The following is a 16,238-nucleotide window of genomic DNA, read 5'->3' as shown; positions in this document are numbered from 1 at the left end:
GCCAACACGGAGGTGTTCCATGCGTCAGTCAGTCACCATGCGGCTTGATCCCAGCGTGTTGAGTGCGGCCCGCAACAAGGCAACGCACGATAACCGCAGCCTCACGAATTACGTAGAAACGCTCATGCGGAAAGACCTTCAGATGCGACCCGATGAGCCTTCAATCGAAGTTATCGCGCCGCCCGACATCCGCCGGGCCGTTGCTGTTCCATTGCCGGGCGAGACCGAAGAAGAACGTCAGCGCCGTGACGCGATCTTCCATGCGGTGCTCGATGCTGGCGGCTACTGATGCAGCCGCCCTTTGAGCCTCGTCAATTCGTCTGGTGTCAGTTCCCCTACTCTGAAGAACCCCTTCGGCCGGGACCCGATGAGCATGTTGGATATGTGGCCGACATCCGGCGGATCGACGGCAACGCCCACTTAACGGTCATGTCTCTCTACACGACGACCACCAAATGGGAACCTGGTGTGCGGCTTCCTCTCGGCGTAATCCCCGTCGATCCCGCATTGGCCGCGAAGATGAACCAGAAGGGGTTCGTCATGGACGCGCGGCGAGTTGCTTTCATTCCCGTGAACAACGGGTTCTTCCCTCGTTTGAAGAACCCGGACAAGGGTATCGTTCACACGGCGTCGCTGAAGTTTCATACGCTCGTAGAGAACACGCTGATGGAATTGGCAAAACGCCCGGAACTTATCATCAAGCTCGGGCCTGATGTACCGGGAATGGCACGTCGCCCCTCACGCTCTCAACGAGATGAGGATAGTGGTCCGTCGGGTCCATCTGGCATGTTCTAGCTCAAGCCACTCTGGCCCTGATGTCGTCGTAGGTCGCTGGTCCAACCGCCACGCCAATCCCAATCAGTCGCTCGAAGGCCGAGCGGTAGCTGTGACGCCGGTTCCAGCGAAACACGAACTCGTTCAGATAGGCGTCCAGATACTTCCGCCGGAAGCCATGGAAGACGCCGATACCCCAGCGTTTCAGGTTCGAGAAGACGCGATGAATCCACGGCATGATGATGTGTGCAGCCATCTTGCCGATGACGCGCGGCGTGTGATCGAAGCCGTTCAGCCCGTAGTAGCTCTTGTTGTCATCGGTCCAGATGTGGCTACCGCCCTCGATGTGGTCTTGAATGAAGCCTTTCAAGGTCTCGCCTCGATAGTCCGGGATGACCTTCAGCCTGATGCGGCCGGGCTTGTTGCCCGCCTCCAGTTCGACAGCACCGACGACGGCGATCTTGCCGATGGGGCTCCGGCCCTGGCCGCCGCCGATGGGGTCGTCGAGCGTGCGGAAGGGCAGTGTCGTCTCATCGACCTCGACATCGCCGGACAACATCGTGCGGTCAGGATCGATCATGGCCCGGCGCAGCTTGTGCAGCAGCAGCCAGGCCGTCTTATAGGAGCCGAGATCCAGCTTTGCCTGTAGCTGGAGGGCGGACATCCCGTTCGAGTGCGTCGCCATCAGGTGTGCCGCCAGAAACCATGTGCGCAGCGGCACCTTGGTGCCGTGCATGAAGGTTCCGGCCGTCACGGAAGTTTGCTGCCCGCAATCTCGGCATTCCCAGGTCCATCGCTTGGTCTGGAGCTTCCACCCGCAAACGGAGGCGCACTCCGGGCAGATGAAGCCATCAGGCCAGCGGCGCTGCTCCAGATAGGCGGCGCAAGCGTCGTCATCCGGGAACCGGTCCTTGAAGGATTGGAGCGATGGCGGCCGGTTCGTGCTGTTCCAACGGGCTGGCATAGCCAAAGCCTGCAATTCCCGGCGCGGAGAGTCAATCAGCCTGCCGAGGTCATCCGACTAGGGATGGTGGGCACCGGAAGGAACGGGATAAGCCTTTTCGAGAATGCCGAGCCGGTGAAGCTGTTCGACGATGCGGGCGTCACCATCACCGACAACGACAATATTCCCTTCGGCGGCGGACAGGTCACGGCCCGCTTCACCGCCAACGGCAGCGCCGGCGACCGGCTCACCGTCATTGGCGACGGTACGGCCGGCAGCAACTGGATCGAGGTCCGCAACGGAACGGAGGTCTGGTACGACGCCGACGGGGCGGGCGCCGGGAGTGCGGTGCTGATCGGCACGGCGTCCGGCGGCACGGATGCCGGGACCCCGCTGCAGGTCGCCCTGAACGGAAATGCGACCCCGGCCGCGGTACAGGCGCTGGTCCGCCAGATCGCTTATGTCAACGACAGCCATGATCCGGCAGGCGGCGTTGACGCCGTCCGCGCCGTCGCCATCGATGTGCGCAACGGGCTGGCGGAGAGCGTAACGACCCAGACCGCGACAGCCCTTTTCACGAACACGATCCTGGTGACGGTGGAGAACGATGCCCCGGTTCTGACCGGCGGCGCTACGCTCCCGGCGCGCAGTACGCCGGAATGGAACGGCGTCGGCGCTTACGCCAATGCTGGGGAAACGGTGGCCAGCCTGATCGCCGCCCTGGGCGGCAATGCCAGCGACGTCGATAACCGCGCTGGCGGCATCGGAACGCCCACCGACGGCCTGGGGCTTGCTGTCACCGGTGCGGTCGCCAACGCCAACGGCGTATGGCAGGTCTCCACCGATGGCGGCTCCACCTGGACCGATATCGCGGGAGTGTCTGCCGACAGCGCCCTTCTGCTGCAACCGACCGACCGCATCCGCTTCGCCCCGGCGGCGAATGCCAATGGCGATCCGGGCGCCACGCTGACCCTGAAGCTGTGGGACAGGACCAGTTCCGATGCGGATACGAACACGGATGACGGCGTCACCACCGACGGCGACCGCAACCTCGGCAACAACGACCAGTTCAGTGCCAACAGCCTGACCCTGTCCGCCAACATCGTCCCCGCCAACGACGCGCCCGTGAATACCGTTCCGGGCACGCTCACCGGCATCGTGGAAGATACGGATTTCACCTTCAGCGGCGCCAACCGCTTCAACATTGCCGATGTGGATGTGACCGAGACGGCGAACGGCAAGCTGACCCTCACCCTTTCGGCCGGAAACGGCGTGCTGACCCTGGGCGATTCGGACAGCCGAGCCGCCGTCGACTTTGATGCAGGCGACGGTGTGGCCGACGGCACGGTGACCGTGACCGGCACGCTGGCGAACCTGCAGGCGTTGCTGGCCAGCGTAACCTATCGCGGCAATGCGAATTTCACCGGTACCGACAGCATCACCATCACGACCAACGACAATGGCAATACCGGCGCGCCGGGGGCGTTGAGCGACACGGACAGCATCACCTTCCAGGTGGCGGCGCGCAACGACGCCCCGTCCTTCGGGACCGGTGCATCCGCCTTCACCGGAACGGTGGCGGAGAGCGGTGCGACAGGCGTCGGCACCGCGCCGCAGAAGCTGGTTCTCACCTCCGCCGTGGACGACATCGATCTCACCACGACCCGGACGGGCGGAAGCGCGATCCTCGACCCGGCCGTGTTCGGCGAGGGGCGGATCACCGTCGCCATCGCCGGGACCCTGGCTTCCGACCAGCTTACCGTGGACGCGGCAGCGCTGACCGGTGGCGTGCTGCCGGCAGGCGTGGCCGTAACCGGCGGGGCGAACGGGGCGGAGCTTGTCATCACGCTGGATGCGGACACGACCCGCGCCGAGGTGGATGGGCTGCTCCAGGCCATCCGTTTCCAGAACACCTCCGACACTCCGCCCGCGGGTACCCGCGGTTTCACCGTTACGCTGACGGACGGGCTGAATGCCGGCGAGGGCGGGAATGCACAGGCCGGCGGGAATGCCGGCGGCGCCAATCCGCTGGAAACCACACTTACCGGTTCCATCACGATCACCGCGGCCAACGACGCCCCGATCAATTCGGTGCCCGCCGCCCAGACAGTGGATGAGGACGCGGATCTGGTCCTCTCCGCCGCCAACGGAAATGCCATCTCGGTGGCCGATGCGGATGCGGGCGGGGCGGACATCCGGGTCACCCTCTCGGTCGGGAAGGGCGCGCTGACGATCGGCACGCTGGATGGCGTCGACATTGACGGTGTCGGGACCGGCACCATCGTGCTGACGGGCAGTCAGGCAAGCATCAATGCCTTGCTGGCGGACGGGCTCACCTACCGTGCCCTGGCCGACTACAACGGTCCCGACGCGCTGACTGTCACCACCACCGACCTGGGGAATGCCGGGACAGATGGGGCCAGAACGGACAGCGACACGGTCGCGATCACCGTCATGCCCACCAACGATGCGCCTGCCATCACCGGCCCCGCTGCCGCTACTCTGGCGGAGGATGGCACGCTGGCGTTCGACGGCACGGCCGCTGGCCGCATCACCATCGCCGATCTGGCAGACCTGACCTATGCCAGCGCCACGGACAGCTTCACCGTGACGCTTACCGTCGCTCCCAATGCGGCGGACATGACCGGCAGGTCGGATGCGTCGGGCAGCTTGTCCGTCGCAGGCTCGGCAGGCACGGGAACGCACGCGGGCGGGGCGGGCTTCACCGGGAACGGCACGGCCACGCTGGTGCTGACCGGGACGAAGGCTCAGATCGATGCCGCCCTGGCCAGTCTGGTCTATGCCGCAGCCGCCGATGACAGCGGCACTGTCGTTCTGACCGCCACGGTTGACGACGGCCGGAACGGTGGCTCCGGTTCGACGGCCCAGGGCACAACCGACACGACCGCAGCCGTGATCACCATCACCCGCGTGTCCGATGCGCCCACGCTGACCGCCAGCCCCGCCAACGGGACCGAGGACCAGCCCATCCCGCTCACCATCACGGTCGGGGAGACGGACACGCTGGGCGCGGATGAGACTCTGGGGATCGTCATCTCCGGCATTCCGGCCGGTTGGGTGCTGCGCAACAACGGCGTCGAGGTGCCGCTGACGGGCGGGGCCACCGGCACGCTGAGCACAGCCGATCTTGCGAACCTGACCTTGCAGTCCCCGCAGGACTGGAACAGCGTCCGCGACAATGGCGGGCAGCCGATCAATCTGACAGTCACTGCTATCAGCAGGGATGGCGCGGCCGCGCCAGCCCAGACGGTCCGTACCCTGGCGGTCATGGTCGCCAGTGCCGAGGATGCTCCTGTTGCCAAGCCCAATACCGGCAGCGTGAACGAGGATGGGGCCGCCGGTACCCCCAGCGGCAACCTGATCACCGACGCACCCGCCGACACGGATGTGGACGAGCCATCCAATGGCGGGGCTCTGTCCGTCAGCGGCATCCAGGCTGGTGCTGGAGGTACTTTCGCTGCTGTCGGCACAGGCACACAGGCGGCGGGAAGCTACGGCACGCTGACAGTGAACAGCGACGGGAGCTACAGCTACGCCCTCGACAATGGCAATGCAGCGGTGCAGGCGCTGGCTCCCGGCCAGACCCTGACGGAGATTTTCACCTACCGCCTGTCCGATGGCACGGCGGGGGATGAGCAGACCTCCACGTTGACCATCACCATCAACGGCGTCAACGACCGGCCAGTGGTGACGGTCGGCGCCGGTCCGACCGTGTTTACGGAGGGTGTCGGCGCTTCCACCCCGGTGGCGGTTGCCGAGGATCTGACTGTAACGGATGTCGACAACGCGACCCTGCGGGCTGCCACGGTCGCCATCACCGGCGGTTTCCAGGCCGGCCAGGATATTCTGGCCTTCGCCAACACGGATGCCGACGCGTTCGGCAACATCCAGGCCTCCTACGATGCCGTGACGGGCATCATGACCCTGACTTCCGCTGGGGATACGGCCACGCTGGCCCAATGGCAGGCGGCGCTACGGGCGGTCACCTACTCCAACAGCTCCCACACGCCGACGACCGGCGACCGCACCATCAGCTTCCAGGCGGATGACGGGAGGGCGCAGGATAACCTTTCCCTGATCGCCACCCGCACGGTTCAGGTGGTCGCCACCAATGACTCTCCGGTCCTTGGCGGCGGCGGCAACATCGTAACCTTCACCGAAAGCAACAATGCCGCTCCGACCCCGGTGGTGGTGAATGGCGGGATCACCGTCTCCGACCTCGACAGCACGACGCTGACCAGCGCCACGGTCGCTGTCACCGGCAACTTCCAGCCGGGGCAGGATGTACTGTCCTTCGGCAACATCGATGCGGCGACCTACGGGAACATCCAGGCCAGCTACAACGCTGCCACCGGCGTCCTGTCCCTGAGCTCGGCCGGCGGCACGGCAACCCTTGCACAGTGGCAGGCTGCGCTACGGGCGGTGACCTATGCCAACACCTCGGAAAACCCTGTCACGGCCGACCGGACGGTCATCGTCCAGGTCGATGACGGCGGCGCTGCTAATGCCGTCAGCAACCAAGTCGCCAGCACGGTGCGGGTGGTCCCCGTCAACGACACGCCGATCCTTACCGCAAGCGTAGGGGAGGCAGCCTATACGGAGGATGCGGCCGGCATAGCCATCGACCCCGGCCTGTCGCTCGCAGATCGCGACGATACCAGCATGACCGGGGCCGTGGTCCGGATCACAGGCGGGTTCAGGCCGGGCGACATACTGGGCTTCACGGATGGAAACGGCATCACCGGAAACTACGACGCCGCCACCGGCACGCTCACCCTGACCGGCACCGCCACCCGCGCCCAGTACGAGGCGGTCCTCCGCAGCGTGACCTACAGCTCTGTGAGCGCGGACCCGACGGTGAACGGGACGGCTCCGGCCCGCACCGTCAGCTTCCAGGTGACGGACGGCAATGCCGACGGCGTCGGCGCGCTGACCAGCGCGGCGGCAACCCGTGATGTGCGGATCACTGCTGTCACGGACGTTCCCACTGTCACCGTCAGCGCCGGCAACGCCGCCTGGACAGAGAATGGAGCAGCCGCGATCATCGACGCCGGGCTTATCCTGGCCGATGTCGACGATACCCGGATCAGCGGGGCCGTCGTGCGGATCGACAGCGGCCGGGCGGTGGGGGATGTCCTGTCCGTCGCCACGCCCGCCGGCATTACCGCCAGCTTCGATGCCGCGACCGGTACGCTCACCCTGACCGGCACGGCGACGCTGGCCGAGTATCAGGCGCTGTTGCGGCAGGTCACCTTCTCCAATACCGGTGACGATCCCACCGCCGACGCCACGGCAACGGCGCGCAGCATCAGCTTCACCGTAACGGACGCCAACTCCGACGGGGCCGGCGCCGGTATAGGCAGCGCCAGCCGCACCATCGCTGTCACCCCGCAGACCGACAACCCGGTCATCGGCACGACCACGACCGTGGTCCGGTACGTTGAAGATGGAACGGCCGTGGTGCTGGATGGCGGGCTGACCCTCGCGGACATTGACGACACGCACCTGTCCGGCGCCACCGTCACGATCGGTGCGAACTTCACCGCCGGGGACCTGCTGGCGGCCAGCGGCACGGCCAACATCTCGGTCGCCTACAATGCCGTGACCGGCGCACTGACCCTGTCCGGCAGGGCCACGGTTGCGGAGTACCAGTCGGTTCTTCGCTCGGTCACCTATGCCAGCGCCAGCGCGGACCCGACCCAGGGCGGCAGCCGCACCGGCCGCGACTTCGTCATCCGGGTCAGCGATGCCAACTCCGACCTGGCTGGCGCCGGCACCGCTTCGGCACTCATCGCCGGGCGGATCACGGCCCTTGCCGATGCGCCGGTCATCGATCCTGGCGCATCGGCAACCTACAGGGAGAATGGGGCCGCGGTGCCGGTTCTCGCCCAGCTCACCCTCGCCGACCCGGACGACACCTGGATCAGCGGCGCACGGGTCATCCTCGACTCCGGCCTGACCACCGGCGATGTGCTGGGCGCGGTCGGCAATCACGGGATCGGGGTGGCCTATGACGCCGCGACCGGCACGCTGACCCTGACCGGCACGGCGACGCTCGCCCAGTACCAGGAGGTGCTGCGCAGCGTCACCTTCGCCTCCACCTCCGACCATCCGACCGCGCTCAGCAGCACGCGCGGCCTGACGGTGGAGATAACGGACGCCGATGCTGCCGGAGCCGGCGCTGCCACGGGAACCGTCCTGACCAGCATCATGGTCGTGCCCGTCAACGATGCGCCGGTCCTGACCCTTCCGTCGAACCCGGCGGTGGATGAGGACGGCGTCCTCGCCTTCACCGGCGATGCGGCGATCCGCATTTCCGACATCGATGTGGGCGGCGGGCAGATGGAATTGGCCCTTTCCGTCGAGCTGGGCCGTCTGGACATTGTCCTGCCCGCGGGCGTCAGCATCGTGGGCGGTGCGAATGGCAGCGGTGCGATCACCCTACGCGGGACCGTCGGCGCGCTGAATGCTGCGCTGGCCGGGCTGAGCTGGACTCCGCCGGCCGATTATAACGGGCCGGCCGCCCTGTCGGTGCGGGCGAACGATCTCGGCAACACCGGGACCGGCGGGCCGCTGACCGATGTGGCGAACGTGCCTTTGACCGTGCGCCCGGTCAACGATGCCCCGACCGCGACCGGCAGCCTGCCGTCGCTGACCGGTAACGAAGGGGCGCCGCTGACAGTCACGCTGCCGACCGGGCTGTTCGCGGACATCGACCAGGGCGACACCATCACATTCCTGGTGCAGTTGGCCGACGGCAGCCCTCTGCCGGCCTGGCTTAGCTTCGATCCAGCGACCCTTACCCTGACCGGCACGCCGCCGGACGGGGCGGATGGCATACTGTCCATCGTGGTCATCGGTCGCGACCAGGCCGGTGCAACGGCCCGCGTGCCGCTGACCATCAGCATCAACGACGTGCCTGCCCCGATCCAGCCTCCGGCACCGCCGCCCCCACCGCCGCCTCCGCCGGTCATCACCGTGCCGCCTCCGCCGCCGGTCCAGCCGCCGCTCATCACCAATCCGCCGATCACGCCTCCGACCAGCGGCAATGGGGGCGACGGTCCGGGCGGCGGTATCCTCATGCCTCCGTCCAATGGCTCCGGCGGTCTGACCGGGTCCATCGTGGGCGGGGCCGGCGGCGTCATGGCCGACCGGAATGTCACATTGTTCATTGCCGGCTCGGTCAGCGATCAGGTGGCCGAAACGAACAGCAGCAAGTCGTTCCAGGTGCCGGCGAACGTCTTTCGGCACACCAATCCGGAAGAACGGCTGCAGTTCGAGGCCCGTCAGGCCAATGGCGAGCCGCTGCCAGACTGGCTGAGCTTCGATCCAAGCTCCCGCACCTTCACCGGCACGCCGCCGGAGGGAGCGGAGGGGACGCTGGAAATCGCGGTCACCGCCCGCGACGCAGCCGGCAATTCCGCGACCGCATCCTTCCGCGTCACGGTCGGAAAGGGCGTCGACGTCCAGACGGGGCGGAGCGTCCCGCAGCCGGAACAGGCGCCCGCGCCTGAAGCGCCGGCGGGCGGAGAGCCGCCTGCCACGGAGGCTCCGGCCGATGACGTTCCAGCCGATGGTGCTCCGCCGCCCGAGCGGGATGCATCGCTCGGCACGGACGATCAGGCGATCCGGGCCGCGGCCGAACTCGGCCTGCTGGACGATGGTGCGGTTCGCGGGGATGCGTCCGGCAAGCCAACCTTCTCGGCGCAGCTCCGCGGGGCCGGGCTGGCCGGCATGTTCGCCGAGGCGCGTGCTCTTCTCGACAGCCTTGCGGGCATCCAGCCGCCGGATTCCGATGGCGATGACGTGCCATCCGACCGGGCGGCATGACCGCACTTTCTTAACCATCCGACGACTACCGTCGCAGCGCTCAAGGGTCAGGGTCTGGTATGATTTCCGCTCTCCGTTCCCGCCGTTTTCCGCCATCGGTCTCCAAGGTCGCCATCGCCTTGGCAGGTGTTCTGTTGACATCGGCCTGTTCCGTCCGTCCGGAACCGGTGACGCCCGAGGAGCAGGCCGCGCGGGCCTTCCTGATCCGCGACATGCTGTTCGACGGGCAGGAGCCGCTGGACGGTCCGGTCACCCTGTATGAGGCCATCGCCCGCGGCCTCAAGTACAATCTCGATCAGCGGCTGGCTCTGATGGAGCAGGCGCTCCAGACCGCCCAGCTGGACCTGACGGAAACCGACATGCTGCCGCGGCTGGCGGCGGATGCCGGTTACATGGTCCGCTCCAACACGCTGGCCTCCTCCAGCTACTCCATCCTCTCCGGCCGGCAGTCGCTCGAGCCCTCCACCTCCAGCGAGAAGGAGCAGAAGACCGCCAGCCTGCAGTTTAGCTGGAACATCCTGGATTTCGGCCTCAGCTACTACCAAGCCAAGCAGCAGGCCGACCGGGTGATGATCGCCCAGGAACGCCGGCGGCGTGTCGTCAACAATGTGGTGCAGGAAATCCGCAGCGCCTTCTGGCAGGCCGCCACAGGTGAGCGGCTGCTGTCCCTCATCGAGCCCGTGCTGGCCGACGCCGAGGAGGCCGTGAACCAAGCCCGCGAGATCGAGCGGTCACGTGTGGGCGCGCCGCTTCAGGCGCTGGAATACCAGAAGGCTCTGCTCGAGGTGGTGCGCCAGCTCCGCGCGCTACGGTCGGACGTGATCACCTCCAAGGCCCGGCTCGCCTCCCTGATGAATGTGGCGCCGGGAACGTCCTTCACGCTGGTGATGCCGGACGAGGCCCAGGTCGAACCGCCCGAGTTCAAGGTCGACATGGAACGGCTGGAAATGGTGGCGCTGACCCATCGTCCCGAGCTGCGGGAGGAGGATTATCAGCTCCGCATCGGCGCCGACGAGGTGCGCAAGGCGAAGCTGCGTCTGCTTCCCGGCGTCAATCTGGTCGCCTCCCTGAACGCCGACGCCAACCGGTTCCTGGTTCACAATTACTGGGCCGATGCGGGTGTCCGGGTCAGCTACAATCTGGTGAACCTGCTGTCCATGCCGCGCGCCATCGACTTGGCGAAGGCCCAGATCAGCGTGGCGGAAACGCGCCAGATGGCGCTCTCCATCGCCGTCATTACCCAGGTGAACATCGCCTATGCCCAGTATCAGCAGGCGCTGGAGCAGTACCGCCAGGCGGCTGAGCTGAACGATGTGGAGCGGCGCATCTTCGAACAGGTGTCCAATGCCGCCTCCGCCGACACGGAAGGCGTGATGGACCGCATCCGCCGGTCGGTTCAGTCCATTTCCGCCCAGCTTCAGCGGGACCGCAGCTTCGCCGAGGTGCAGATCGCATTCGGCAACATCTTCGCGTCGCTGGGTCTGGACCCGCTGCCGGATGCGGTGGAGAGCACGGATGTGGACTCCATCGCGGCCGTGCTTCGGCAGGTCAACAGCGCCTGGCGCGACGGCACCCTACCGGAGGTACCCGTGCCGGCCGTGGAAGTCGAGGAGCCTGCCACTGCCGGTCCCGCCATGGAAGTTTCGTTGGGCGGGTAAGCACCCGCCGGCGACCGAACGTCAAGGAGGGCCCTGCGCGGCCGTTTCGATCATGCATGTGCCCGGTTCCCTCATCCGTTTCTCCGCCCGCTCGGTCCTTTCAGGCTTGGTTCTCGCCGCCGCGCTGCTCCCGGCCGGAACCGGCACGGGCCGGGCCGAGACGACGCTTTCCGCCATCGGGCCGGAGATACGGGCGCAGTTGAGCCCGCGCCAGAGCACCGTGCTGTCCAGCGAGATCGCCGGCAAGCTTGCCGAGCTGCCGTTGCGGGACGGGGAGAGGTTCGAGAAGGGCGATATCCTCGCCGTCATCGACTGCGCCCTGAACCGGACCCGGCTGGATCAGATCCGGGCGACCCGCGACAAGCTGCAGCGGGTGCATGAAACGAAGGTGGAGCTGAACCGCCTGCGTTCCATCGGTCTGCTGGACGTGGATGTGGCGGCGGCGGAGCTGGCGCAGGCGGAGTCGGAGCTGGCCTATATGGACCTGATGGTCCAGCGCTGCGTATTGCGCGCGCCCTTCGGCGGGCGTGTTTCCGGCGTGTTGGCCAAGCGCTACCAGTTCGTGGCGGAAGGGGAGCCGCTTGTCGAAATCCTCAACGACCGTGAGCTGGAGGTCGAAATGATCGTGCCGTCGCGCTGGATCGCCCGCGTCCAGCCCGGCACCGCGTTCCGCGTCGAGCTGGAGGAAACGGGGAAGCTGTACCCCGCCCGCATCGCCCGCCTGTCGGGCCGCGTCGACCCGGTCAGCCAATCCATCCGCGTCTATGGCGAGATTGCCGGCGACCATCCGGAGCTGATGGCGGGGATGAGCGGGCGGGCCCTGCTGGACCCCGCCATGGCCGAAGCGCCGCCGCAGGCACCATGAACCGGGTACCAGCCCCATGAACGACGGCATGAACCGCCAGCTGCTGCGCATGACGACGCTGCTGCAGCTGGAGCAGCGGGCACGGCGGGCCGAAACGGCGGAGGAGCTGGGCTTCGCTATCGTGAACGAGACCCATGCGCTGGTCGCCTACGCCCAGGCGGCGCTCTGGCAGCCGGGTCCGCTGCGGGGGCGCATCGCCGCCATCTCCGGGCTTGCCGTGCCCGACCGCGACGGACCCTTCGCCGCGTGGCTGACCGGGCTGGCCGCCCGGCTGGCCGGACAGCCAGCGGGCAGGGACATCCGCGTGGTCACGGCTGCGGATGTGGATGCCGAAACGGCGCGGGACTGGACCGACCATCTGCCCGCCCAGCTCCTGTGGGTTCCGCTGCCGGGACCCGGGGGGGAACTGCTGGGCGTGCTGCTGCTGTCCCGGCCGGAAGCCTGGTCCAGCTTCGATCAGCATATCTTCACCTATCTGGGCGAGGCCTATGGCCATGCCCTCGACCGCTTCCGCCACAAGAGGCGCAGCATCTGGCCTGCCCGCCGGACCCGCTTGGTCTGGCTGGGTGCGGCGGCCGCCCTGGCCCTGCTCATGGTGATGCCGGTTCGGCAATCCGTGCTCGCCCCGGCGGAGGTGACTCCGAGCGACCCGACCCTTGTCCGCTCCCCCTTCGAGGGTGTGGTGGAGCGGGTGGTGGTTCAGCCGAACGCTCAGGTGCGCAAGGGCGACCTGCTGCTGGTGCTGGACCAGACCCGTCTGCGCAGCCGGGTGGAGATCGCGCGGCGCGCCCGCGACGTGGCGGAAGCCGAATACCGGTCCGCCGTGCAGCAGGCCGTCTATGATCCGGAGGTCAAGGCCAGCTTGGTGGCGCTCCAGGGCCGCCTGGAGCAGCAGGTGGCGGAGCTGTCCTATCTGGAGGACCTGCTCGGCCGGACGGAGATCCGCGCGGCCCATGACGGCATCGCCGTGTTTGACGATGCCAATGAATGGCTGGGCCGGCCGGTCGCCGTCGGGGAGCGCATCATGCTGCTGGCCGATCCTGCGGCGGTGCGTCTCGACATTCACCTTCCAGTCGGCGACGCGATCGGCTTCGAGCCGGGCGCGGAGGTGCTGTTCTTCCTGAACACGGCGCCGGAGCGTCCGGTCGATGCCGTGCTGGACAGCGTGGCCTTCCGGGCGACGGCGCGGCCTGACGGCACGCTGGCTTACAGGATGAAGGCCGTGTTCGCGTCGGCGGAGGCGCGTCCCCGTATCGGTCTGAAGGGAACCGCCAAGGTCTATGGCGACCGCGTCCCGCTGGCCCGCTTCCTGTTCCGGCGGCCCTTCGCGACGGTGCGGCAATGGCTGGCGCTCTGAGCGTGGAGCCTTCGGCGGCTGCGGGAGCGGCCGGCGTGGGGCAGGCACGTCTTCCGCCCCTGCGCGACGATCTGGAGCTGATCCCCGGTCCGGCCAATGCCGATGGCGGGCCGACCTGGACCCTTCACGACCCGGCCGCAAACCGTTTCTTCCGGATCGGTTGGCTGGAGATGGAGATGCTCCAGCGCTGGGCGCTCGGCACGCCGCAGACGATTGCAGCGGCGGTGGCGGCGCAGACGCCGCTGAAGCCCCAGGCCAAGGATGTGGAGCGGTTCGCCCAGTTCCTCCTCCACGGCAATCTGGTGCGGCTGACCGGTGAGGCGCGGACCAGGACGCTTCTGGAGCAGGCGCGGGCCCGGCGGCTGTCGCCCGCCATGTGGCTGTTGAAGAATTACCTTTTCATCCGGCTGCCGCTGGTGCGCCCCGACCGCGCCCTGGCCCGGCTGCTGCCCCATGCCGAATGGCTGTTCAGCCGCTGGTTCCTATTGGCTGTGCTGGCTGCCGCGGCGCTGGGCCTCCATCTGGTCGCCCGGCAGTGGGACCAGTTCCTGCACAGCCTGCCCTATCTCTTCACCCCGGAGGGCGCGCTGACCATTGGGGCCGTATTGCTGCTTTCCAAACTTGCCCATGAGTTGGGCCACGGGCTGACGGCCAAGCGGTTCGGCTGCAAGGTCCCGACCATGGGCGTGGCTTTCATGGTGCTCTGGCCCGTCCTCTACACCGACACGACGGATGCGTGGAAGCTCCGCTCCCGTCGGCAGCGCCTGGCGATCGGCGTGGCGGGGATGGCGGCCGAGCTGTCGCTGGCCGCGGCGGCAACCCTGGTCTGGAGCTTCCTGCCGGACGGCCCGTTGCGCAGCGCCGCCTTCGTGATGGCGACCAGCACCTGGCTGCTGACCCTGGCCGTCAACCTGAATCCCTTCATGCGGTTCGACGGCTATATGCTGCTGTCCGACCTGTGGGACGTGCCGAACCTGCAGGAGCGGTCCTTCGCGCTTGCCCGCTGGCGCATCCGGGAGGCGCTTTTCGGCTTCGGCGATCCGCCGCCGGAACTGATGCCGGACGGGCGGCGGCGCAGGCTGATCCTCTATGCCGTGGGCACCTGGGTTTATCGTCTGTTCCTGTTCCTCGGCATCGCCCTGCTCGTCTATCACATGTTCTTCAAGCTGCTGGGGCTTTTCCTGTTCGCTGTTGAAATCTGGTGGTTCATCCTGAGACCTGTCGTGACGGAGTTGAAGAGCTGGGCGGGACGGCGCGGCGACCTGCGCCTCAACCGCCGTACCGCGGTGACTTTCGCGGCCGGCGCGTTGGCCCTGGCGGGACTGTTCGTGCCCTGGCGCACACAGGTGGCCGCCCCCGCGCTGGTCCAGCCGGCAGCCCAGGCCACGCTCTACGCCCCGGCGCCGGCCAGGGTGACGGAACTGGCGGTCAGGGAAGGGGACCGGGTGGATGCGGACGCCGTCGTGGCCCGGCTCGCCTCGCCCGACCTTGAATGGCGCATCGTGGACACACAGGGAAAAGTAGCCAGCCTGCGGGCCCAGGTGTCCGGCCAGACGACCCGGCTCACCCTGGCCCAGCGCAATATCGTGGCGCGGCAGCAGCTCCAGCAGGAAAGCGCCAATCTGGACAGCCTGCTGGCAGAGCAGGAGGAGCTCACCATCCGCAGTCCCTTCGCCGGCCGGATCGCCGAGATGGAGGAGGGGCTGAAGCCCGGCGCCTGGGTTCCGGCGGGCGAGCCCCTTATGCTGCTGGTCGATGACACCGCGCGGCGAGTAGAAGGCTTCATCGCCGAGGAGGATCACGCCCGCATCTCTCCCGGCGCCGAAGCCAGGTTCATTCCGGAGGACCCCGATATCCCGCCGGCACGACTGCGGCTCGACCTGCTGGCGGACACGGCGGCGGCCAGCCTCGATCTGGCGCCGCTCGCCTCCATCCATGGGGGCGGGGTCGGTGTCCGCAGCCTGTCCGACGGAACGTTGGTTCCGGACCATGCGGTCTACCGGGTCCGCCTTTCGCCCTTGCCGGACCAGGAGTTGCCGATGCGTGCCGTGCGGGGCCGGCTCCTGATCTCCGGCGAGCGGGAAAGCATCGCCGCACGCCTCTGGCGGATTGCGGTCGGCGTGCTGATCAGGGAAAGCGGCCTCTAAGTGGAAAGAACACTGGCCTGGTTCAACGGTTTCCGACGCCTCACCATCCGGTACGAGCGTCGCCTCGACATCCACAAAGCCCTCACAACCCTCGCCGCCGCGCTCATCACCTTCAGACAGATGAACCGGTTATGTTGAGGGTTCTAAGTGGAGCGAACGCTTGCCTGATTCAGCCGCTACCGCCGCCTCGCCGCCAGCCTCATCTGCTGGCGCTTCGTCCAAAGATGGCTCTGTTTGGCGCTCTAAACGTGTGTAAGGATGCTGCCGGAGAAACATGCCGATAAGAGATGCTCGATGAAAAGCGATCCATTGCAGTGGCTTCTAAATTTCTTTAGCTCCCAGTGTGATGGAGACTGGGAGCACACTTACGGAGTTACAATCAGGACGATAGATAATCCAGGATGGATAGTCAAAATAGATTTGTACGAGACTATATTGGCAGATAGATCGATGCCGAGTGTCGATAGACTCCGCACTGAGGACGACTGGATCATGTGTGATGTCAGGGACGACAAATTCATAGGCGCGGGTGGAGTTTCGAACCTCATGGAAATTCTTGAAGTTTTCATGGAGTGGTCTAAGCCAGTACTCGAGAGCGAGGCTCTTTCAGAAACCTAATGAGATCATGGCCAAGGGTAATCTT

At 66.9% G+C, this 16,238-nt stretch carries 9 protein-coding genes and 1 pseudogene; 9 read left to right on the top strand and 1 reads right to left on the bottom strand.

From position 1 onward, the window contains the following. Positions 1-19 precede the first annotated feature (19 nt). On the top strand, positions 20-289 hold the full coding sequence (locus DOL89_RS25125; protein WP_162937465.1) for a hypothetical protein: 270 nt from the start codon (positions 20-22) through the stop codon (positions 287-289). Between the two features lie 95 nt (positions 290-384). Continuing rightward, positions 385-795 (top strand): hypothetical protein, encoded by a 411-nt coding sequence (locus DOL89_RS21020; RefSeq protein WP_119679206.1) that lies wholly within the window; start codon positions 385-387, stop codon positions 793-795. Between the two features lies 1 nt (position 796). Here DOL89_RS21020 and DOL89_RS21015 read toward each other — a convergent pair whose 3' ends face one another. Next, positions 797-1,738 carry an IS1595 family transposase gene (locus DOL89_RS21015; protein WP_119679207.1) on the bottom strand — a complete coding sequence of 314 codons (942 nt, stop codon included), beginning with the start codon at positions 1,736-1,738 and terminating at the stop codon, positions 797-799. A gap of 63 nt (positions 1,739-1,801) precedes the next feature. Between DOL89_RS21015 and DOL89_RS21010 the strand changes: the two genes are divergently transcribed. The 7 genes and pseudogenes from DOL89_RS21010 (at position 1,802) to DOL89_RS20980 (ending at position 16,213) form a co-directional block, all read left to right on the top strand. Next, the gene (locus DOL89_RS21010; protein WP_119681277.1) at positions 1,802-9,568 is read left to right on the top strand and encodes a putative Ig domain-containing protein; all 7,767 of its coding nucleotides are present in this window, start codon (positions 1,802-1,804) and stop codon (positions 9,566-9,568) included. A 59-nt stretch (positions 9,569-9,627) separates the two neighbouring features. Next, positions 9,628-11,226: a TolC family protein gene (locus tag DOL89_RS21005; protein WP_119681276.1), complete on the top strand. Its 1,599-nt coding sequence runs from the start codon at positions 9,628-9,630 to the stop codon at positions 11,224-11,226. A 58-nt stretch (positions 11,227-11,284) separates the two neighbouring features. Further along, on the top strand, positions 11,285-12,091 hold the full coding sequence (locus DOL89_RS21000) for an efflux RND transporter periplasmic adaptor subunit (RefSeq protein ID WP_162937750.1): 807 nt from the start codon (positions 11,285-11,287) through the stop codon (positions 12,089-12,091). A 28-nt stretch (positions 12,092-12,119) separates the two neighbouring features. Next, positions 12,120-13,448 carry an efflux RND transporter periplasmic adaptor subunit gene (locus DOL89_RS20995; protein WP_162937749.1) on the top strand — a complete coding sequence of 443 codons (1,329 nt, stop codon included), beginning with the start codon at positions 12,120-12,122 and terminating at the stop codon, positions 13,446-13,448. Further along, the gene (locus DOL89_RS20990; protein WP_119681273.1) at positions 13,433-15,595 is read left to right on the top strand and encodes an HlyD family efflux transporter periplasmic adaptor subunit; all 2,163 of its coding nucleotides are present in this window, start codon (positions 13,433-13,435) and stop codon (positions 15,593-15,595) included. Before DOL89_RS20995 ends, DOL89_RS20990 begins: the two co-directional genes overlap by 16 nt. Next, positions 15,596-15,733 (top strand): annotated as a pseudogene (locus tag DOL89_RS20985) (IS5/IS1182 family transposase); the annotation flags it as partial. It lies immediately after the preceding gene. A gap of 156 nt (positions 15,734-15,889) precedes the next feature. Beyond that, complete coding sequence (locus DOL89_RS20980) at positions 15,890-16,213, top strand: immunity 53 family protein (protein ID WP_119681272.1); 324 nt, start codon at positions 15,890-15,892, stop codon at positions 16,211-16,213. The last annotated feature ends 25 nt before the right edge of the window (positions 16,214-16,238 follow it).

The organism is Indioceanicola profundi (assembly GCF_003568845.1).
Lineage (GTDB): Bacteria > Pseudomonadota > Alphaproteobacteria > Azospirillales > Azospirillaceae > Indioceanicola > Indioceanicola profundi.
The sequence above is the reverse complement of the archived record's forward strand: the minus strand, read 5'-3'. Positions and strand labels throughout refer to the sequence as shown.